This is a genomic window from Pseudomonas sp. MWU318 (genome assembly GCF_016756945.1).
Lineage (GTDB): Bacteria > Pseudomonadota > Gammaproteobacteria > Pseudomonadales > Pseudomonadaceae > Aquipseudomonas > Aquipseudomonas putida_A.
This window is the reverse complement of record NZ_JAESJL010000005.1, coordinates 77,122-96,402: the sequence shown is the minus strand read 5'-3', so window position 1 is coordinate 96,402 and position 19,281 is coordinate 77,122. Positions and strand designations below refer to the sequence as shown.

16 protein-coding genes are annotated in these 19,281 nt (G+C 60.0%); 7 read left to right on the top strand and 9 right to left on the bottom strand.

What is annotated here, in order from left to right; translation table 11 throughout:
• Positions 1-259: 259 nt before the first annotated feature.
• From nirB to cobA, 4 genes are read left to right on the top strand one after another with little or no spacing between them, the layout of a single operon-like run.
• Positions 260-2,713, top strand: coding sequence for a nitrite reductase large subunit NirB (gene nirB, locus JN524_RS13790; protein WP_103369346.1), 2,454 nt, complete (start codon positions 260-262; stop codon positions 2,711-2,713).
• The gene (gene nirD / locus JN524_RS13785; protein ID WP_027613287.1) at positions 2,710-3,027 is read left to right on the top strand and encodes a nitrite reductase small subunit NirD; all 318 of its coding nucleotides are present in this window, start codon (positions 2,710-2,712) and stop codon (positions 3,025-3,027) included. Before nirB ends, nirD begins: the two co-directional genes overlap by 4 nt.
• Positions 3,027-5,741 (top strand): nitrate reductase, encoded by a 2,715-nt coding sequence (locus JN524_RS13780; RefSeq protein ID WP_202369666.1) that lies wholly within the window; start codon positions 3,027-3,029, stop codon positions 5,739-5,741. The genes nirD and JN524_RS13780 overlap by 1 nt, the downstream gene beginning before the upstream one ends.
• 14 nt (positions 5,742-5,755) lie before the next feature.
• Positions 5,756-6,544 (top strand): uroporphyrinogen-III C-methyltransferase, encoded by a 789-nt coding sequence (gene cobA, locus JN524_RS13775; RefSeq protein WP_202369665.1) that lies wholly within the window; start codon positions 5,756-5,758, stop codon positions 6,542-6,544.
• A 70-nt stretch (positions 6,545-6,614) separates the two neighbouring features.
• Here cobA and JN524_RS13770 read toward each other — a convergent pair whose 3' ends face one another.
• The 8 genes from JN524_RS13770 to ppsA all read right to left on the bottom strand — a co-directional run bounded on the left by JN524_RS13770 (position 6,615) and on the right by ppsA (position 14,790).
• Entirely contained in the window at positions 6,615-7,664 is a 1,050-nt protein-coding gene (locus tag JN524_RS13770; RefSeq protein ID WP_202369664.1) for an OmpA family protein, read from the bottom strand.
• A 107-nt stretch (positions 7,665-7,771) separates the two neighbouring features.
• Positions 7,772-8,362 carry an RNA polymerase sigma factor SigX gene (gene sigX / locus JN524_RS13765; RefSeq protein ID WP_011333251.1) on the bottom strand — a complete coding sequence of 197 codons (591 nt, stop codon included), beginning with the start codon at positions 8,360-8,362 and terminating at the stop codon, positions 7,772-7,774.
• An 87-nt stretch (positions 8,363-8,449) separates the two neighbouring features.
• Positions 8,450-9,274, bottom strand: coding sequence for a mechanosensitive ion channel family protein (locus tag JN524_RS13760; RefSeq protein ID WP_007916401.1), 825 nt, complete (start codon positions 9,272-9,274; stop codon positions 8,450-8,452).
• A gap of 2 nt (positions 9,275-9,276) precedes the next feature.
• Positions 9,277-9,525: a hypothetical protein gene (locus JN524_RS13755; protein WP_003223293.1), complete on the bottom strand. Its 249-nt coding sequence runs from the start codon at positions 9,523-9,525 to the stop codon at positions 9,277-9,279.
• A 63-nt stretch (positions 9,526-9,588) separates the two neighbouring features.
• Positions 9,589-10,584: a zinc transporter ZntB gene (locus tag JN524_RS13750; RefSeq protein WP_027613291.1), complete on the bottom strand. Its 996-nt coding sequence runs from the start codon at positions 10,582-10,584 to the stop codon at positions 9,589-9,591.
• Positions 10,585-10,608: 24 nt separating this feature from the next.
• The gene (gene rraA / locus JN524_RS13745) at positions 10,609-11,100 is read right to left on the bottom strand and encodes a ribonuclease E activity regulator RraA (RefSeq protein WP_202369663.1); all 492 of its coding nucleotides are present in this window, start codon (positions 11,098-11,100) and stop codon (positions 10,609-10,611) included.
• A 226-nt stretch (positions 11,101-11,326) separates the two neighbouring features.
• The gene (locus JN524_RS13740) at positions 11,327-12,316 is read right to left on the bottom strand and encodes an alpha/beta fold hydrolase (protein ID WP_027613293.1); all 990 of its coding nucleotides are present in this window, start codon (positions 12,314-12,316) and stop codon (positions 11,327-11,329) included.
• Positions 12,317-12,414: 98 nt separating this feature from the next.
• Complete coding sequence (gene ppsA, locus JN524_RS13735; protein ID WP_096797095.1) at positions 12,415-14,790, bottom strand: phosphoenolpyruvate synthase; 2,376 nt, start codon at positions 14,788-14,790, stop codon at positions 12,415-12,417.
• 174 nt (positions 14,791-14,964) lie between these two features.
• Here ppsA and ppsR point away from each other — a divergent pair, with 174 nt between their 5' ends.
• Positions 14,965-15,783, top strand: coding sequence for a posphoenolpyruvate synthetase regulatory kinase/phosphorylase PpsR (gene ppsR / locus JN524_RS13730; protein WP_007960912.1), 819 nt, complete (start codon positions 14,965-14,967; stop codon positions 15,781-15,783).
• A 94-nt stretch (positions 15,784-15,877) separates the two neighbouring features.
• Here ppsR and JN524_RS13725 read toward each other — a convergent pair whose 3' ends face one another.
• Complete coding sequence (locus JN524_RS13725) at positions 15,878-17,293, bottom strand: aminotransferase-like domain-containing protein (RefSeq protein ID WP_202369662.1); 1,416 nt, start codon at positions 17,291-17,293, stop codon at positions 15,878-15,880.
• 91 nt (positions 17,294-17,384) lie between these two features.
• On the opposite strand from JN524_RS13725, the gene JN524_RS13720 reads away from it, so the two are divergent.
• Entirely contained in the window at positions 17,385-18,305 is a 921-nt protein-coding gene (locus JN524_RS13720; RefSeq protein WP_202369661.1) for a DMT family transporter, read from the top strand.
• 40 nt (positions 18,306-18,345) lie between these two features.
• On the top strand, positions 18,346-19,074 hold the full coding sequence (locus JN524_RS13715; protein WP_202369660.1) for an alanyl-tRNA editing protein: 729 nt from the start codon (positions 18,346-18,348) through the stop codon (positions 19,072-19,074).
• Positions 19,075-19,281: the final 207 nt, after the last annotated feature.

Below are 19,281 nucleotides of genomic sequence, written 5' to 3'. Positions count from 1 at the left end.
CAGCGAGACATCCCCGATCAAGCCAATGGCCCAGCAATTACAGCCTTCCGGGCAATTGGCACAACCACTGCATTACCCCTCTCACCATACATAAAACCCAGCCTTCAACGACGAAGGCCGGGCTTCCCGAGAGAACGGGACCAGGACAAAGGCGTCCTCGCTAGGCAACTAGCGGGACGCCTTTTTTTGTTTGCGCAACATTTGTCGAGCACGGCCTGACTGCCCACAAGAGGCCAGCCACCGCTCCCCGGAGAACCTGATGAAAAAACTCAAACTGGTGATGATCGGCAATGGCATGGCCGGGGTTCGCACCCTGGAAGAACTGCTCAAGCTGAGCAACGAGCTGTACGACATCACGGTCTTCGGCGCCGAACCGCACACCAACTACAACCGCATCCTGCTGTCGCCGGTGCTGGCCGGTGAACAGACCTTCGAAGAAATCGTGCTCAACGACCTCGACTGGTACCTGGAAAACCACATCAAGTTGCTGCTCAACCGCAAGGTGGTGCAGATCGACCGAGTCAAACGCCGGGTGATCGCCGAGGACGGCACCGAGGCTGAATATGATCGCCTGCTGATCGCCACCGGCTCGACGCCGTTCATCCTGCCGATTCCGGGCAATGACTTGCAGGGTGTGATCGGCTACCGCGACATCGCCGACACCCAGGCGATGATCGACACCGCCAAAACCCACAAACACGCGGTAGTCATCGGCGGCGGCCTGCTCGGCCTCGAAGCCGCCAACGGCCTGATGCTGCGCGGCATGCACGTCACCGTGGTGCACATCGGCGAATGGCTGCTGGAGCGACAGCTGGACAAGACCAGCGGCCAACTGCTGCAAACGGCGCTCGAAGCCCGTGGCCTGCATTTTCGCCTGTGCGAACAGACGCAGGCCCTGCACGACGCGGGCAATGGCCGGGTCGGCTCGGTGCAGTTCAAGAACGGCGAGATCATCCCTGCTGATCTGGTGGTGATGGCCGCCGGCATCCGCCCCAACACCGAACTGGCAGAACGCGCCGGCATCCCCTGCAACCGCGGGATTCTGGTCAACGACACCCTGCAAACCTACGATCCGCGCATCTATGCCATCGGCGAGTGCGCCAGTCATCGCGGCATCGCCTATGGCCTGGTGGCACCGCTGTTCGAGCAGGCCAAAGTCTGCGCGAACCACCTCGCGCAACTGGGTTTCGCCCGCTATCAGGGCTCGGTGACCTCGACCAAATTGAAAGTCACCGGCATCGACCTGTTTTCCGCCGGTGATTTCATGGGCGGCGAAGGCACCGAAACCATCACCCTCTCCGACCCGATCGGCGGCGTGTACAAAAAACTGGTGATCAAGGATGACGTGCTGGTCGGCGCCTGTCTGTACGGCGATACGGCAGATGGCGGTTGGTATTTCCGGCAGATTCGTGAGAATCACGCCATCGGCGAGATCCGCGATCACCTGATGTTTGGTGAAAATTCTATCGGCGACGTAGGACATCAGGGCCAGGACAAAGCCATGAGCATGGCCGACACTGCCGAAGTCTGCGGCTGCAACGGCGTGTGCAAAGGCACCATCGTCAAGGCGATTCAGGAACACGGCCTGTTCAGCGTCGATGACGTGAAGAAGCACACCAAGGCTGCCAGTTCCTGCGGCTCCTGCGCCGGGCTGGTCGAGCAGATCCTGATCAACACCGTCGGCGGCGCGGCGGACGTCAAACCGAAAAGCGAAAAAGCCATCTGCGGTTGCAGCGACCTCAACCACGGGCAGATCCGCCAGGCGATCCGCGAACAGCATCTGCTGACCATCGCCGACACCATGAGCTACCTCAACTGGCGCACCCCGAACGGCTGTGCCACCTGCCGGCCGGCGCTGAACTACTACCTGATTTCCACCTGGCCCGGCGAAGCCAGGGACGATCCGCAATCGCGCCTGATCAACGAACGCGCCCACGCCAACATTCAGAAGGACGGCACCTATTCGGTGGTGCCACGGATGTGGGGCGGCGTGACCAACCCCTCGGAATTGCGCCGGATTGCCGACGTGGCCGACAAGTACAACGTACCGATGGTCAAGGTCACCGGCGGTCAGCGCATCGACCTGCTGGGGATCAAGAAGCAGGACTTGCCTGGCGTCTGGAAAGACCTGGACATGCCGTCCGGCCACGCCTACGGCAAATCCATCCGCACCGTGAAAACCTGCGTCGGCAGCGAGTTCTGCCGCTTCGGCACGCAGAACTCGACACAACTGGGCATTGAGCTTGAGCACGACCTGTTCAACATGTGGTCGCCGCACAAAGTCAAACTCGCTGTCTCCGGATGCCCACGCAACTGCTCGGAAGCGGGGATCAAGGACGTAGGAATCATCGGTGTCGACTCCGGCTGGGAGATGTACATCGGCGGCAACGGCGGGATCAAGACCGAAGTCGCCGAGTTCTTCGTCAAGCTGAAGACCGCCGAGGAAGTCCGCGAATACAACGGCGCGTTCCTGCAGCTGTATCGCGAAGAAGCCTTTTACCTCGAACGCACCGTGCACTACCTGCAACGGGTCGGCATGGAGCACATCAAGCAGGCCGTGCTTGAAGATCCGGAGCGGCGCAAAGCCCTGAACGAGCGCCTGCAATTCTCCCTGTCGTTCGAACAAGACCCGTGGAAAGAGCGTCTGGCGCAGCCGCAACTGAAGAAAGAATTCGAGGTGATCCCTGTGAAAAACCTGGAGGTGCCGGCATGAATTGGCTCGATATCTGTGCCCTGGAAGAGATCAATGCCCTCGGTTCGCGGATCATTGCCGGGCCGAAAGGCGACATCGCGATTTTTCGTACAAGCGACGACGAAGTTTTCGCCCTCGACGATCGCTGCCCGCACAAGGGCGGGCCGTTGTCACAGGGTTTGATCTACGGCAAACGTGTGGCGTGCCCGCTGCACAACTGGCAGATCGACCTGCAAACCGGTGAAGCCCAGGCCCCGGACATCGGCTGCGCGCACCATCATCCGGCCCGGGTCGAAAACGGCCGCGTGCAGTTGGCACTGCGGGATGCGGTCTGATGAACCGCCAGACGACCGCCTCGACCTGCTGCTACTGCGGCGTCGGTTGCGGCGTGCTGATCGAGCATGACGGCGCGCGCATTCTCGGCGTCAGCGGCGATCCGGCGCACCCGGCCAACTTCGGCAAATTGTGCAGCAAAGGCTCGACCCTGCACCTGACCGGCGATCCGGCCGCCCGGGCGCTGTACCCGGAGCTGCGTCTGGGCAAAAGCCTGGCCCGCAGCCGTTGCGACTGGGATACGGCGCTGGATCACGCGACCCAGGTCTTTGCCGAGACCATCGCCGAACACGGCCCGGACAGCGTGGCGTTTTACATCTCCGGACAGTTGCTGACCGAGGACTATTACGCCTTCAACAAATTGGCGCGAGCGCTGGTCGGGACCAACAACATCGACAGCAATTCCCGACTGTGCATGTCGTCAGCGGTGGTCGGTTACAAGCGCAGCCTCGGCGCCGATGCGCCGCCGTGCAGCTATGAAGATCTGGAGCTCAGCGATTGCGTGATGATCGCCGGCAGTAACATGGCCTACGCCCACCCGGTTCTTTTCCGACGCCTTGAAGAGGCAAAATCGCGCCGACCGCAGATGAAGGTCATCGTCATCGATCCCCGACGCACCGACACCTGTGAGTTGGCGGACCTGCATCTGGCGATTTTGCCCGGCACCGATGTCGCTCTGTTCCATGGGATTTTGCATCTGCTGCTGTGGGAAGACTGGATCGACCGCGACTTCATCAAGGCGCACACCGACGGTTTGCCTGAACTGAAAAATCGGGTGCGCGATTACACCCCGCAAATGGTCGCGCAACTGTGCGGGATCAGTGTCGAGCAATTGCAGCAGTGCGCGGAATGGGTGGGGACGGCGCCGAGTTTCCTGTCGCTGTGGTGCATGGGCCTGAATCAGTCCACCGCTGGCAGCGCAAAAAACAGCGCGCTGATCAATCTGCACCTGGCCACCGGGCAAATCGGCCGCCCGGGTGCGGGACCTTTCTCGCTGACCGGTCAGCCGAATGCCATGGGCGGGCGGGAAACCGGCAGCCTGTCCAATTTGCTGCCCGGTCACCGGGAAGCGGCCAACCCCGAGCACCGCGCCGAAGTGGCAGCCTATTGGGGCGTCGATCAACTGCCTGAAAACATTGGACTGAGCGCCATCGAGCTGTTCGAGCGGATGCGCAGCGGCCAGATCAAGGCGCTGTGGATTGCCTGCACCAACCCCGCACAGTCCATGCCCGATCAACACGCGGTTCGCGAGGCCCTGCAGGCCTGCCCGTTCGTGGTGTTGCAAGAAGCCTTCCGTACCACCGAAACCGCCGCCTTCGCCGACCTGTTGTTACCCGCTGCCAGTTGGGGCGAGAAAGAAGGTTCGGTGACCAACTCCGAACGGCGCATTTCCCACGTGCGCCAGGCCATTCTCCCACCCGGTGAAGCGCGGCCGGACTGGGCGATCACCGTGGATTTCGCACGACGGCTGGAGCAACGTCTGCGTCCGCAACAACCGAGCCTGTTTGCTTTCGAGCATCCGGCGCAGTTGTTCGACGAATACAAGCAACTGACCCGTGGACGCGATCTGGACCTGTCAGGCCTCAGCCATCAATTGATCGATGAACTGGGACCGCAGCAGTGGCCCTTCCCCACCGGCGCCCGACAAGGCACCGCGCGTTTGTATGGCGACGGGATTTTTCCCACGGCCAACGGTCGTGCGCAATTCGTTGCCGATCCTTATCGCGCGGCCAAAGAACAACGCGATGCACGGTTTCCGCTGACGCTGATCACCGGCCGTCTGCGCGATCAATGGCACGGCATGAGCCGCACCGGCACCGCAGCGCAATTGTTCGGGCATGTCAGCGAAGCGCTGTTGAGCCTGCATCCGGACGAAATGCGCCGTCATCGTTTGCAGCCGGGAGATCTGGTCAACCTGAAGAGTCGACGCGGTGCGGTGATTGTGGCTGTCGGCAGCGACGACGGCGTGCGTCCGGGCCAGGCTTTTTTGCCGATGCACTGGGGCGAGCGCTTTCTCAAGGGCGGAGTAAACAGCCTGACCCTGGCGGCCTTCGACCCGCTGTCGAAGCAGCCCGAACTCAAGCACAGCGGCGTGCGTCTGGAACCGGTGAAGCTGCCATGGCAGCTCTTCGCACTCATCGAAGGCGATGTACAACGGCATTTCGAGACGCTACGACCGCTATGTGAGGCGTTTTCCTACGTCAGCCTCAGCCTTGCCGGACGTGAGCGGCCCGCACTGCTGATACGCGCTGCCAGCGCCACGGCGCCGGCGCCGCAACTGCTGCGCGATATCGATCAGTGTCTGGCGCTGCTCGACGGGCCGGTACTGGCCTACGACGACCCGCGTCGCGCCATCGGCAAACGGGTACGCATCGAAAACGGCCGCATCACCGCGATTCGCCTGGCCGGCGAAACCCTGGCCCGGCATTGGCTGCAGGGGCTGTGGCTGGAGGGCCGCGCCGATGAACAACTGCGGCGCTGGCTTTTGGCGCCGATGAGTGCGCCACCGGGCAGCGCCGGAATCCAGGTCGCAGCCGACAAAACCTTGTGCAACTGCCAAAACGTCAGCCACAGCGCGGTGTGTGCCGGGATTCGCCAGGGTCTCGATCTGCAAGGCCTCAAACAACAACTGGGATGCGGGACGCAATGCGGTTCGTGTGTCCCGGAAATCAAGCGCTTGCTGGCGGCCGGTGTGCAGCCGGCAAATGTCATCTGAAAAGGAAAAACACCATGAATGCGAAAGTCTGGCTGGTGGGTGCAGGCCCCGGTGATCCCGAGTTGCTGACACTCAAGGCGGTACGTGCGTTGCGCGAAGCGCACGTGGTATTGATCGACGATCTGGTCAATGTCGCAGTGCTGGACCATTGCCCCACCGCGCGAGTCATTGCCGTGGGCAAACGCGGCGGCTGTCGCTCGACACCGCAGGCGTTCATCCATCGGCTGATGTTGCGTTATGCACGCCAAGGCAACTGCGTGGTGCGGCTCAAGGGCGGTGATCCGTGCATTTTCGGCCGTGGTGGTGAGGAAGCGCAGTGGTTGCGCGAACGTGGGGTTGAGGTCGAGTTGGTCAACGGCATTACCGCCGGACTCGCCGGCGCGACGCAATGCGATATTCCGCTGACGTTGCGCGGGGTGGCGCGCGGGGTGACGCTGGTGACCGCGCACACTCAGGACGACAGCCAGTTGAACTGGCAGGCGCTGGCGCAGGGCGGGACGACGCTGGTGATTTATATGGGAGTGGCGAAACTGGGCGAAATTCGCGAACAGCTATTGGCGGGCGGGATGGCGGCGGATATGCCGGTGGCGATGATCGAGAATGCCTCTCTGCCAGAACAGCGCGAGTGCCGCAGTGATCTGATGGCCATGGAAGAGGATGCAGTAGGATTTGGCTTGAAGAGTCCGGCGATTCTGGTGGTTGGGGTTGTTGCGGCTGTCGCAGAAAATCTAAAGATCGCAGCCTTCGGCAACTCCTACAGGAGCAGACCGCGTGTAGGAGCTGCCGCAGGCTGCGATCTTTAGAGCTTCACAGCCAAATCGCAGGCAAAGAAAAGCCCGGCCTGAGCCGGGCTTTTCTCGTAGCGGCAGCTAATTACTTAGCTTGAGCTTCAACCTGCGCTTCTACGCGACGGTTAACAGCACGGCCAGCTTCAGTTTTGTTGTCAGCAACTGGGCGGGATTCGCCGTAGCCGATCGACTGAACGCGGGACGACTCAACACCGTACTGCTGGGTCAGAACCTGCTTAACGGCGTTTGCACGACGCTCGGACAGTTTCTGGTTGTAAGCGTCAGGACCGACGGAGTCAGTGTGACCTTCAACAGTGGTGTGAGTGGCTGGGTACTGCTTCATGAAGTCAGCCAGGTTCTTGATGTCAGCGTAGCTGTTTGGCTTGACGACCGACTTGTCGAAGTCGAACTTGACGTCCAGCTCAACACGAACAACTTCAGCAACTGCTGGGCAGCCATCAGCGTCAACAGTTACGTTGGCTGGGGTGTCCGGGCACTTGTCAACGTTGTCGCAAACGCCATCGTTGTCGCTGTCGGAGCAGACTTCAGCCGGAGCTGGAACTGGAGCAGCAGCAGGCTTGTTGCCGCCACCGAAGTTCACACCCAGACCAACCGATGGAGCGTAGTCCCAACGGCCGTTGTCCAGTTTGTAGTCAGCTTCTACGCCAGCACGGGCGAAGAAGTTTTCAGCGAAGTAGTACTTAACGCCAGCGCCAGCAGTCAGGAAAGTCGACTGGTCGCGACCGGTGTGGCCGTCAGCAGCTACGTTGGTCAGGTTGCCGTGCTTAACACCACCTTCAACGTAAGGACGCAGAGCGTCGCCAGCGTTGTTGAAGTGGTACTGAGCGGTCAGACCGAAGTTGTCACCGCGCAGTTTCTGGCTACCGGTACCGTCGTTCGAACGGGTGTGGTTGTTACGATCCCAGCCGAAGTTGATCGAGACGTCGTCGGTCAGGAAGTAACCGATTTTGGCGCCTGGGTTGAAGCCGTCTTCGACATGATCAATGCTGTCGTTGTACTGCTTCTTGTAGTTGATCTCGCCTTCAACTGCGCCTTGGCCTTGTGCCAGTGCGCCGAACGAAGTAGCGGCAATAAGAGAACCAATGGCCAAGCCCAAGGTGTTTTTCAGTTTCATCCGTTAAATCCCCATCTGGTGATTGTGAAGCAGTCCCGCAAACCGGGGGACAACTCGGCGGCAAGTCTATCAGAACTTGCCTACACGTAAGAGATATTTGCGCTGAACTAAGTTTCAGCAATGCCTGCAAATTTCTCACGCAATTTGTCTAGAGCACGTTTGTACCGCATTTTTGTCGCACTCAAACCCATGTGCATGATGTCTGCGATCTCCTGAAACTCCAGCTCTGCGACAAATCGTAGCACCAGAATTTCACGGTCAATCGGGTTCACATACACCAGCCAGCGATCGAGTCCGCCCTTCTCCTCGGGTTTCGGCGCCTTTTCTTCCGACGCTTCTTCCAGCGGGTCCAGACTCAAGGCGTCCATCAAGCGACGCTTTCGCCGTTCCTTCCGATACTGCGTGATGCATTCGTTATACGTGATGCTGTAGAGCCAGGTTTTGAACTTCGATTTCCCCTCGAAGTTCTTCAGGCCGTACAGCACCTTAAGCATCACTTCCTGACAGACATCGTCTGCGTCGCGATCGTTCCCAAGATATCTCGCACAAACGTTAAATAATGTTCGCTGGTAACGCCGCATCAGCTCTTCATAGGCGCGCGTCACGTGAAACAGCTCGGTATGCGAGCGCGCGACCAACTCCTCATCAGAGAGCTCACGGGGGTCATAGCGCGTGGATAGCGTTTGGGCTTTATTCAAAACAAGTCGTGCCGACAGTCAGGTCAATGTCCGCCGCACCCCTCTCAGGGCATTTTGCGGCGGCATACATTAGCAGGGTTTGCCGGGTTAGCGGCTACTCACATGCTGTTCCAGCAGGATCCGATTGGAGAGTGAGACTAGCTCACCCTCATCGGTCAGCAATGTGGTTTTAACCGTGCCGATCTCTTCGATCTGGCCTTCGACCTCGCCAACACGCACTTGTTGCCCAACCTGATACAACTCACGCACATAGATTCCCGCAAGAATCTGACCGGCAATTTCCCGGCTTCCCAAACCCATGGCCAGCGCAACAGCCAGACCAACGGTAATCAATACGATGACAATCACATGGTTCAGCAGGTCAGTCTTGACCTCAAGCTGGCTGATTGCGACCGAGATACTGATGATGATCACCAGCCCCTGGGCGATTCGGCCCAAACCCGAAGCGTAGTCCAGCCCTACGCCTTCTGCCGCTCCGCGCACCAGGCCGTTGGCCAATTGCGCGAGCAAAACACCGACCAGCAACACCAGCGCGGCGCCGAAAACTTTCGGCAAATACAACGCCAGCATGTCCAGCGTAGCTGAAACTCGCTCAAGTCCAAGGGACTCTGCTGCGGAAACCAGAAAAATCAGCAGAACGAACCAGTAAACAATCTTGCCGATCAAGGTCGAGATCGGCACTTGCAGGCCGGCCCGCGACATCAACTTGGTCAGACCGGTGCCGCCCATCAGGCGATCAAGGCCCAGTTTGGCGAGCAATTTGGACAGCAAGGTATCGAGCAGCTTGGCCACCACGAAACCCAACAGCAGCACCACCAGTGCGCCGAACAGGTTCGGGATGAAGTTGGCGACTTTGGTCCACAACGCAGTCATTGCAGTGACGAGGCTCTGAGTCCAGAGATCAAGTTCCATATTCAATCAGCCTTATCAGCAGTGCGTGCAGTAGTTTTACGAAGACGGGAAACCGGCGAGACGTGGGCCGATCCGTTATTCAGGGCGATCATCAGCGCGGGCAGCCAGCGGCCCAGCAGGCTGAACAGATCACCGGCGCCCACCTGGCGGTTGGCGGTTTTGAGTACGCGGCCCAGGCATGCGTCGTCGTCACGGCTGGACGGCGAGGCGTTGAGCATGTCGCGCAAAGACTGTTCAAACGGATCGTGCATACGCACCTCTCGTGATGTCTGTGAAAGACGCGGGCAAATTTGGTCGGGTCACATGTTGCATATTCACACCCAGCGCAAACGGCGGAATAACCACCATTGACCGAAGGCCATCGCCAGCACCGTCAGACAGGCAATCAGGAAACCATAGGGGCTGCTCGAGAACGGAATGCCGCCCACGTTGATGCCCAACAGGCCGGTGAGAAAACTCATCGGCAAAAAGATGCAGGTGATGATGCCGAAGCGGTACATCGTGCGATTCATGCGCACGTTCAAACGCCGGTCTTCAGCCTCCAGCACAAGCCCCATGCGCTCTCGGGTCAATTCCAGCTCTTCGAGATAGCGCGTCAGGCTGTTGTTCAATTCGTTCCAGTAGTCGGCGTCATCGTCGACAAACCACGGCAGTTTGATCCGTGTCAGTTGTCCGAAAATATCCCGCTGCGGTGCCAGAAAACGCTTCAGTCCGGCCGCCCGGCGGCGGATGTGCAAAATCGAGCCATGCTCGGGGGTATACCGTTCGTCGGCATCCAGTTTTTCTTCCTCTTCATCGACCAGTTCCGACAGGCAGGTGACCAGATCCTGCACCTTGTTGGTGAGGAATTGCGCCAGATAAAGGATCAGTTCAGAAGAGGTTTTCGGGCCTTTGCCCTCGCTTAGCAGCGCCAGCAACTCATCGGTGGCGCGCAGCGGACGCAAGCGCAGAGAGATGACCCGTTGCGCCGAAGCGAAAATCCGCACCGAGACCATGTCTTCCGGCTCGGCGCCGGGGTTGAGGTTGACCCCGCGCAGAAACAGCAGAAGTTCGGCATCCGGCAACGGCAACAGGCGTGGCCGGGTGTTCTCTTCCAGCAGCAGGTCGCAGGCAAATTCATTCAGGCCGCTGGATTTGCGCAGCCAGGTCTGGGTTTGCGGATGGCTGCGATCCCAATGCAGCCACAGGCTCTCATGGGCCTGCAGTTGCAGATCGTCGAGCTCAGTCCGGGCAATCGAACGCGCACCGCCTTTACCGTCCAGCACCAGGGCATGCACCAGCCCCCACTGCGCGTTTTCTTCCTCGAACATCCTCACCCCTGTCGGTACCGCAATTTATTCAGGCATCTGCAGCGGACTTGGCGAAACGATCACGCCGTTGTTGTCCGCATAGATGTAGTGGCCCGGGTGGAACGTCACGCCGGCGAAAGTCACCGGTACGTTGAGATCGCCGATGCCGCGTTTTTCGGTCTTCATCGGATGGCTGGCCAGGGCCTGGACTCCGAGATCGGTCTGGGCGATGACGTCAACGTCACGAATGCAGCCGTAGATCACCAGCCCTTCCCAACCGTTTTTCGTGGCTTTCTCGGCGATCATGTCGCCCAGCAGCGCGCGACGCAGCGAACCGCCGCCATCGACCACCAGCACCTTGCCGTTACCCTTGAGTTCGGCTTGCTCTTTGACCAGCGAGTTATCTTCGAAACATTTGATGGTTACGATTTCGCCGCCGAAGGAATCACGGCCGCCGAAATTGCTGAACATCGGTTCCAGCACCTGCACCAGCTCCGGATAGGCGTCGCACAGGTCAGGCGTGAGGTAATGGTTCATCGAAAAACTCCTGTAAAAAGGAAGACGATCAAGGATGTCGCACTCTTTTGAAACGAGTTCCGGCGGTCGCTGTTTACCTTAGTTCATGCAATGGTCGCTGAACGAACCTGAACAAACGCTGAAACGTAATAGCTAAACAGCCACCAAATATGACCAGAACCGCACAATGCGTCATATCTTAGCCGCAAGCCGACCTGAACGAAATGCCCTTTTCAGAGCCTTGAACTCAGACCGCAGCGGCAAGATCCGGCTTGTCGCCGAGCAACGGCGTCTGCTGATCGTTCAACCAGCGTGCCACCAGCGGCCAGACCTCGGCCTGCGCCGCCTTGCTCACCAGCATCTCGACATGCCCGAAGTTGTCGCTGAAGCCCTGCTCGCGCCCCAGATTGACGAACTGTTTGTGCTCGGAGCCGATCTGCTCGAACAGCTTGCGACAGGCCCATGCCGGATCCTGATGATCGCCCGCCGCGGTCACTGCCAACACCGGCACCTGAACCTCGGCCAGGCCGGCCCACCAGTCCTTGTCCTTGTCGCCAAAACGCCCGAACAAGCCGTACCAGCGCATGCTTTCCAGCGCCAGCCCGATCGGCTCGTCTTCCGGGCCGCGCTTGAGGCGTGAGCCGGACAACTGCGCGAAACGCTTGAGAATGAAGCGCCCGCTCCACTCCACCGGTGGAATTTTCAGCGGCCAGTACGTGCGGCTGACCTGCGTGCCGAAAAACGCCGCCGAGGCCACGGCCGGCTCGCCGAGGTATTCGCCACCCAGCGCCGCCGCCAGCGTGATGCCGCCCAGCGAATGGCCGATCCAGTGCGGCACCTGCCCGCTCTGCTCGCGGACGAACGCGGCAATCGCCGGCAGATCGTAACGGGCGTAGTCGGCCACGCGGTTGCGCCGGTAGTCCTCGTTGCGCTGCGACAGGCCGTGACCGCGCATCTCCGGAATCCACACGTCGAAACCCAGGCGCGTCAGATATGCGCCCAAGCCCAGGCCTTTGGGTGAGAACCAGAAGCGCCGATTGGAAAAACTGCCGTGCAGCAGAATCACCGGCACGCCGCGTGGTGTCGTGTCGTCGGCCATACCCAAGCGGGTCACGGCGATTTCCACGGACCAGTCGGGACTGTTGCCGGGTTTGAGTCGATACACATCTTCGCTCAGATCACCGCGACGTTCGGCGCTGATCAGGGCGACAGGAAACAGGTTGCTGCTGCTTTGCATAATGCTCTTGCACAAAAAAGGGCGGCATCTACAGGAGCCCGCCCTACTTGAATCTCAAGGCCCGCCCCCTGAGAGGGAGCGGGCCGTTCACATATTGATCAAGCCTGCGCCTGACCTTCGGCGAGGAAGAACCAGGTTTCCAGTACGGAGTCCGGGTTCAGCGACACGCTTTCGATGCCCTGCTCCATCAGCCATTTGGCCAGGTCCGGGTGGTCCGAAGGGCCCTGGCCGCAGATGCCGATGTATTTGCCGGCCTTGTTGCACGCGGCAATCGCGTTGGCCAGCAGCTTCTTGACCGCTGGATTACGCTCGTCGAACAGGTGCGCGATGATCCCGGAGTCACGGTCCAGGCCCAGTGTCAGTTGAGTCAGGTCGTTGGAACCGATCGAGAAGCCGTCGAAGAATTCGAGGAATTCTTCAGCGAGAATCGCGTTGGATGGCAGTTCGCACATCATGATCACGCGCAGACCGTTGTCGCCACGGGCCAGGCCGTTTTCGGCGAGCAGATCGACCACCTGACTGGCTTCGCCGAGGGTACGGACGAACGGCACCATGATTTCGACGTTGGTCAGACCCATTTCATTGCGCACGCGTTTCAGCGCGCGGCATTCGAGCTCGAAGCAGTCACGGAACGATTCGCTGATGTAACGCGAAGCGCCACGGAAGCCCAGCATCGGGTTTTCTTCTTCCGGCTCGTACAGCTTGCCGCCGATCAGGTTCGCGTATTCGTTGGACTTGAAGTCCGACAAACGCACGATGACCTTTTTCGGCCAGAACGCTGCCGCGAGGGTGCTGATGCCCTCCACCAGTTTTTCGACGTAGAAGCCGACCGGATCGTTGTAACCGGCGATGCGCTTGTCGACGCTGTCCTTGATTTCCTGCGGCAGGCCGTCGTAGTTCAACAGCGCTTTCGGGTGTACGCCGATCATGCGGTTGATGATGAATTCCAGACGGGCCAGGCCAACACCGGCGTTCGGCAGCTGCGCGAAGTCGAAGGCGCGGTCCGGGTTGCCGACGTTCATCATGATCTTGAACGGCAGCTCCGGCATGGCGTCGACGGAGTTCTTCTTGACGTCGAAGCCCAGCTCGCCTTCGAAGATGTAACCGGTGTCGCCTTCGGCGCAGGACACGGTCACGCCCTGGCCATCTTTCAGCAGTTGGGTGGCGTTGCCGCAGCCCACGACCGCTGGAATCCCCAGTTCACGGGCGATGATCGCCGCGTGGCAGGTACGGCCGCCACGGTTGGTGACGATGGCGCTGGCGCGCTTCATCACCGGCTCCCAGTCCGGGTCGGTCATGTCGGAGACCAGCACGTCACCGGCCTGGACTTTGTCCATTTCCGAGACGTCCTTGATGATCCGCACTTTACCGGCGCCGATGCGCTGGCCAATGGCACGACCTTCAACCAGCACGGTGCCGGTTTCTTTCAACAGGTAACGTTCCATGACGTTGGCCTGGGTGCGGCTTTTCACGGTTTCCGGACGGGCCTGCACGATGTACAGCTTGCCGTCGTCACCGTCCTTGGCCCACTCGATGTCCATCGGGCAGCCGTAGTGCTTCTCGATGATCATCGCCTGCTTGGCCAGCTCGCTGACTTCGGCGTCGGTCAGGCAGAAACGCGCGCGCTCAGCCTTGTCGACATCGACAGTCTTCACAGAACGACCGGCCTTGGCCTCGTCGCCGTAGATCATCTTGATCGCTTTGCTGCCCAGGTTGCGGCGCAGGATCGCCGGGCGACCGGCTTCCAGGGTGCCTTTGTGCACGTAGAACTCATCCGGGTTCACCGCGCCTTGAACAACGGTTTCGCCCAGGCCGTAGGCGCCGGTGATGAACACCACGTCACGGAAACCGGATTCGGTATCGAGGGTGAACATCACGCCGGCGGTGCCGGTTTCCGAACGCACCATGCGCTGCACACCAGCCGACAGGGCGACCAGTTTGTGGTCGAAGCCCTGGTGCACGCGGTAGGAAATCGCACGGTCGTTGAACAGCGAAGCGAACACCTCTTTGGCGGCGCGGATAACGTTTTCCACACCACGGATGTTCAGGAAGGTTTCCTGCTGGCCGGCGAACGAAGCATCCGGCAAGTCTTCGGCGGTGGCGGAAGAACGCACGGCCACGGCCACGTCAGGGTTACCGGCCGACAGCGCGGCGAACGCGGTGCGGATCTCGGTATTGAGTTTTTCAGGGAATTCGGCGTCCATGATCCATTGACGGATCTGCGCACCGGTCTTGGCCAGTGCATTGACGTCATCGACGTCCAGGGCGTCGAGAGCCTTGTGGATCTGATCGTTGAGGCCGCTCAGTTCGAGAAAGTCGCGATAGGCCTGCGCGGTGGTGGCAAAGCCGCCGGGGACCGACACACCGGCACCCGCCAGGTTGCTGATCATCTCGCCCAGGGATGCGTTCTTGCCCCCCACATGCTCAACATCGTGTTTGCCGAGCTTATCGAGGGAAACTACGTACTCTACCAAGGTGATCTCTCCACTAACTGTGTTGGAAAAGCTCAGAAACCGGCGGCTCGGGGGAGCGTTGGCCGGCTGTATGGCCTGGACCTGGAAAATAAGTGAGAATGCGGGCCAATGGCGGCCGGCAAATCGCGCCTATCATATCCAGAAATACTCTTTAGCTTAAGGCCCAAGGTGCAAATGAAACGATCTGCTTTCTTTATCTCCGATGGCACCGGCATTACCGCCGAAACCCTGGGTCAAAGCCTTCTGGCGCAGTTCGAAAACATTACCTTCACCAAGCTCACGCGGCCGTATATCGACAACGCGGACAAAGCGCGGGCCATGGTACAACAAATCAACAAAGCCGCTGAAACCGACGGCTTCCGTCCGATCATCTTCGACACTATCGTCAATCAGGACATCCGTGAGATTCTCGCAACCTCCAATGGTTTCATGATCGACATTTTCTCGACGTTCCTCGCCCCGCTCGAACAGGAACTGACCGAGCATTCTTCCTACACCGTCGGCAAGTCGCACTCGATCGGCCACAACTCCAATTACATGGAGCGCATCGAGGCGGTGAACTTCGCCCTCGACAACGACGACGGTGCGCGCACCCACTATTACGACAAGGCCGACCTGATACTAGTGGGCGTGTCGCGTTGTGGTAAGACGCCGACGTGTCTGTACATGGCGATGCAGTTCGGCATCCGCGCGGCCAACTACCCGCTGACCGAAGACGACATGGAACGCCTGACCCTGCCGACCGCCCTGCGCGCCCATCAGCACAAGCTGTTCGGCCTGACCATCGACCCCGACCGCCTCACCGCGATCCGTAACGAGCGCAAGCCCAACAGCCGTTATTCGAGCTACGCGCAGTGCGAATTCGAAGTGCGCGAAGTGGAAAACCTGTTCCGCCGCGAGAACATCCCGCACATCAACTCCACGCATTTTTCGGTGGAAGAGATTTCGGCGAAGATTCTGGTGGAAAAAGGTGTGGAGCGGCGTTTCAAATAACAAAACTCATCCACTGTAGGAGCTGCCGCAGGCTGCGATCTTTTGCTCTTGCTGTTAACGATCAACATCAAAAGATCGCAGCCTGCGGCAGCTCCTACAGGGGATGATGTTGTATCAGGGCGTTTGCCAGCGCCCCAAACCCCGCCAGCAACAACTGATCATCCCCCACGGCATTACACACACTCGCGCGGATGAACTGCGGCACCGCCGCATGCCCGACCGCAAAGGCCTCGGCGGTGGCCACCAGGTAGTTGTTTTCCTTCAGCTCCGCAGCAATCTGCGAGGCGCGCCACAGCTCCGGCACCTCAATCCAGAAGTGCGGGCTATGCGCATCCGCCTTGTAATTGAACCCCGCCAACACCGGTGCGACCAGCGCCTTGCGCCGGCCGATCTCGCTGATCTGCTCATCCAGCAAACGCTCGGCCATGCCGTTGTCGATCCAGCGGCTCGCCAACTCCATCGCCAGCGGATTAGCCATCCAGCAGGTGCCGCGAATAGCCGCACTCAGGCGCCCGATCAGCGCTTGCGGTGCATGCAGATAACCGACCCGCAGACCGGCTGAAACGGCCTTGCTCAGACTGCCGATCAACACCGCACGCTCGGCGGCGAAATGGCTCAACGGCAACGGTCGCTGGCGGGCCAGCACCGCATGCGCGTCGTCTTCGAAAACCAGCAGATTGTGTTGGCGACAGATGTCGGCAATCGCCTCGCGCCGTGGCACCGACATGACTGCCGCCGTCGGGTTCTGAATCGTCGGCGTGCAGTACAGCGCCGAGACGCGATGCTGCCGGCAGACGTCGTCCAGCGCTGCCGGCAGCAGCCCTTCGTCATCCATTGCGACACCGATGAGTTTGATCCCCAACTGGCGCGCGACGCTGATCAGCCCCGGGTAAGTCAGATGCTCGGTAACCAGCGTATCGCCGGCCTTGAGCAGGCCCATCAAGGCGCACAGCAAGCCATGCTGGCCGCCATTGACGCACAACACCTGATCGGCGTGCGGCTGGAACGCGCCATGACTCAACCAACGCGCCCCCGCCTGCCGATGCCGCAGCAAACCGCTTTCGACGGTGTAACCGGTCAACTGCTGCAAGCCGCGCGGATCACTGGCGAGGCTGTGCAGGGTCTGGCTCATGAATGCCGCTTCCTGCCCAGGGATCGGCTGATTGCGGCTCATGTCGAAACAGGCGCGCGGCTCATCACTGACATTGCGAAAGCCCTTGTCCTGCGGCCGCTCCATCCCGCGCTCACGCACATAAGTGCCATCGCCGACCCGGGCCACCACCAGACCGACCCGCTCCAGTTCGCCATAGGCGCGACTGATGGTGCCGATGGTCACGCCCAGGCTATCGGCCAACAGCCGGTGCGGCGGCAATTTCGCTCCCGCCGCAATCACGCCTTCAGCGATGGCCTGCTGCACCGCATCCGCCAGGCGCTTGTACTTCACGCCGACCCCGTTGGCGAGGCCGTCGCGCAGGATTGACACCATGGCAATACTTACTTTGACAGTCATTGTCGCCCCGAATAGCGTGCTGAAAACAGGTTCAATCAGGGATAGCCCTTTTCAACAACCGGGTCAATTCCTTTGCTGCGGAGCACCCAGCATGTCGACTGCCATCAGCGCACCGCTGAACATCAGCAAACCCTGGCTCGCCGGATTGCTCACCAGCACGTTGTTTCTGATCGTCTGCCTGAGCTGGGGTACTACGTGGCTGGGGATCAGGATTGCCGTGGAAAGCGTGCCGCCACTGACCGCCGCGGGCCTGCGCTTTCTGATCGCCTTTCCGCTGTTTCTGAGCTTCGCCATGTTGCGCAAGGAGCCACTGTTGTTCCCACGGCAGAGTCGCTGGTTTTTCGTGTTCGTCACCCTATCGTATTTCAGTCTGCCGTACTACCTGCTCAACTACGGTGAACTGCACGTTTCTTCAGGCCTGACCGCACTGCTGTTCAGCTGCATGCCGGTGTTTATCCTGATGTTTTCCGCGCTGTTTCTGCGCGAGAAAATCCTCCCTGCGCAGATGCTCGGTATCGCCATCGGTTTTGCCAGTCTGTTCATGATCATTCGCAGCCAGGGTCTGCATCTGGATCAGGCGGAATGGCTCGGCGTGCTGGCGATTCTGTGCGCGGCGATCCTGCATGCGCTGTGTTACGTGGTGACTAAAAAGCACGGCAGCGCGATCAGCGTGATCACCTACAACACCCTGCCGATCGGCATCGCTGGGCTGATGTTATTTATTGTCGGCTTGAACGTGGAAGCACCGGTATTCAAGGACGTGACCGCGCGCTCATGGGGCGCTCTGCTGTACCTCGGACTCGTGGCGTCAGTGGGCGGCTTCATCGTGTATTTCATCCTGCTCAAACGCCTCAGCCCGGTGCTGCTGTCGTTCGTCTTCATCATCTTCCCGGTATTCGCCCTGCTCATCGGCGCCTGGTACGAAGGCACGCCGATCTCGCGGGACCTGATGCTGTACTCGGCAATCCTGCTCGCCGGTTTCGCCATCACCAAGCTACCGCTCAAACGTTGAAATCACCCACCACACGTAACTTTGAACATCGGAGGTTCAAATGTCGGTACACACCATGGAAACCCTCAGCCTGTACAACAGCGAACCCTACCGGCGCGCCTTTGGTGCCCGGGTCATCGCGGTGGTCGATCAGGCCGTCGTGCTGGAACACACCCTTTTCTACCCAACCGGTGGCGGGCAGCCGGGTGACACCGGGCATTTCAGTCTGGTGGATGGTACGCGGATCGAAGTCACCGGGACGGTGCGCGATCCCCTGCTGCCGTCGATCATCTGGCATCAGGTGCAGGAGTGTCCGCCGCAGTTGTGTACCGGCGCATTGGTCAACGCCAGCCTCGACTGGGAGCGGCGCTATCAGCACATGAAGATGCATACCTGCCTGCATCTGCTCGGTGCGCTGATCAATGCGCCAGTCACCGGGTGCAGCATCAGCGCCGACAAGGGCCGACTGGATTTCGATCTGCCGGAAATGACCCTCGACAAGGACGGCATCACCCGCGACCTCAACGCGCTGATCGAACAGGCCTGCACGGTCAATACCCTGTCGATGCCGGCCGCCGAGTACCCCGCCTTGCTGGAGAGGACCGGCAGCAAGACGGTCAAGCCGCCCGTCATTCAGGGTGACTTGCGCATGGTCGAGGTCAGCGGCGTCGACATCCAGCCCTGCGGCGGCACCCATGTGCACAACACCCGGGAAATCGGCCGGGTGTATTGCGAAAAAATCGAGAAGAAAAGCCGCAACAATCGCCGGGTAATCCTGCGTTTCGCCTAGGCGGACGGGCATTTACCGGATGAAAATTTCTTCACTTAAAACAGACACGGTCTTTACGTCTTTGTAACATCTGGAAATATACAATCCGCGCAAGCAGCGCATCCGGTTCCCAAACCGGATGCGCCAGCCCTCCTGGCCTGATGAATTCAGCGGGCCCGCAACATTCACCTCCCACTTGAACCTGAAGAACGAGCATCCGCTCATTCT

Excerpts from the sequence above, each read along its gene's own strand:
- JN524_RS13715 (WP_202369660.1), top strand. The coding sequence starts at position 18,346 with ATGTCGGTACACACCATGGAAACCCTCAGCCTGTACAACAGCGAACCC.
- rraA (WP_202369663.1), bottom strand. The coding sequence starts at position 11,100 with ATGAACCATTACCTCACGCCTGACCTGTGCGACGCCTATCCGGAGCTG.
- JN524_RS13740 (WP_027613293.1), bottom strand. The coding sequence starts at position 12,316 with ATGCAAAGCAGCAGCAACCTGTTTCCTGTCGCCCTGATCAGCGCCGAA.
- JN524_RS13780 (WP_202369666.1), top strand. The coding sequence starts at position 3,027 with ATGAACCGCCAGACGACCGCCTCGACCTGCTGCTACTGCGGCGTCGGT.
- JN524_RS13750 (WP_027613291.1), bottom strand. The coding sequence starts at position 10,584 with ATGTTCGAGGAAGAAAACGCGCAGTGGGGGCTGGTGCATGCCCTGGTG.
- nirB (WP_103369346.1), top strand. The coding sequence starts at position 260 with ATGAAAAAACTCAAACTGGTGATGATCGGCAATGGCATGGCCGGGGTT.
- JN524_RS13760 (WP_007916401.1), bottom strand. The coding sequence starts at position 9,274 with ATGGAACTTGATCTCTGGACTCAGAGCCTCGTCACTGCAATGACTGCG.
- JN524_RS13755 (WP_003223293.1), bottom strand. The coding sequence starts at position 9,525 with ATGCACGATCCGTTTGAACAGTCTTTGCGCGACATGCTCAACGCCTCG.
- cobA (WP_202369665.1), top strand. The coding sequence starts at position 5,756 with ATGAATGCGAAAGTCTGGCTGGTGGGTGCAGGCCCCGGTGATCCCGAG.
- JN524_RS13770 (WP_202369664.1), bottom strand. The coding sequence starts at position 7,664 with ATGAAACTGAAAAACACCTTGGGCTTGGCCATTGGTTCTCTTATTGCC.
- nirD (WP_027613287.1), top strand. The coding sequence starts at position 2,710 with ATGAATTGGCTCGATATCTGTGCCCTGGAAGAGATCAATGCCCTCGGT.
- JN524_RS13720 (WP_202369661.1), top strand. The coding sequence starts at position 17,385 with ATGTCGACTGCCATCAGCGCACCGCTGAACATCAGCAAACCCTGGCTC.
- ppsR (WP_007960912.1), top strand. The coding sequence starts at position 14,965 with ATGAAACGATCTGCTTTCTTTATCTCCGATGGCACCGGCATTACCGCC.
- JN524_RS13725 (WP_202369662.1), bottom strand. The coding sequence starts at position 17,293 with ATGACTGTCAAAGTAAGTATTGCCATGGTGTCAATCCTGCGCGACGGC.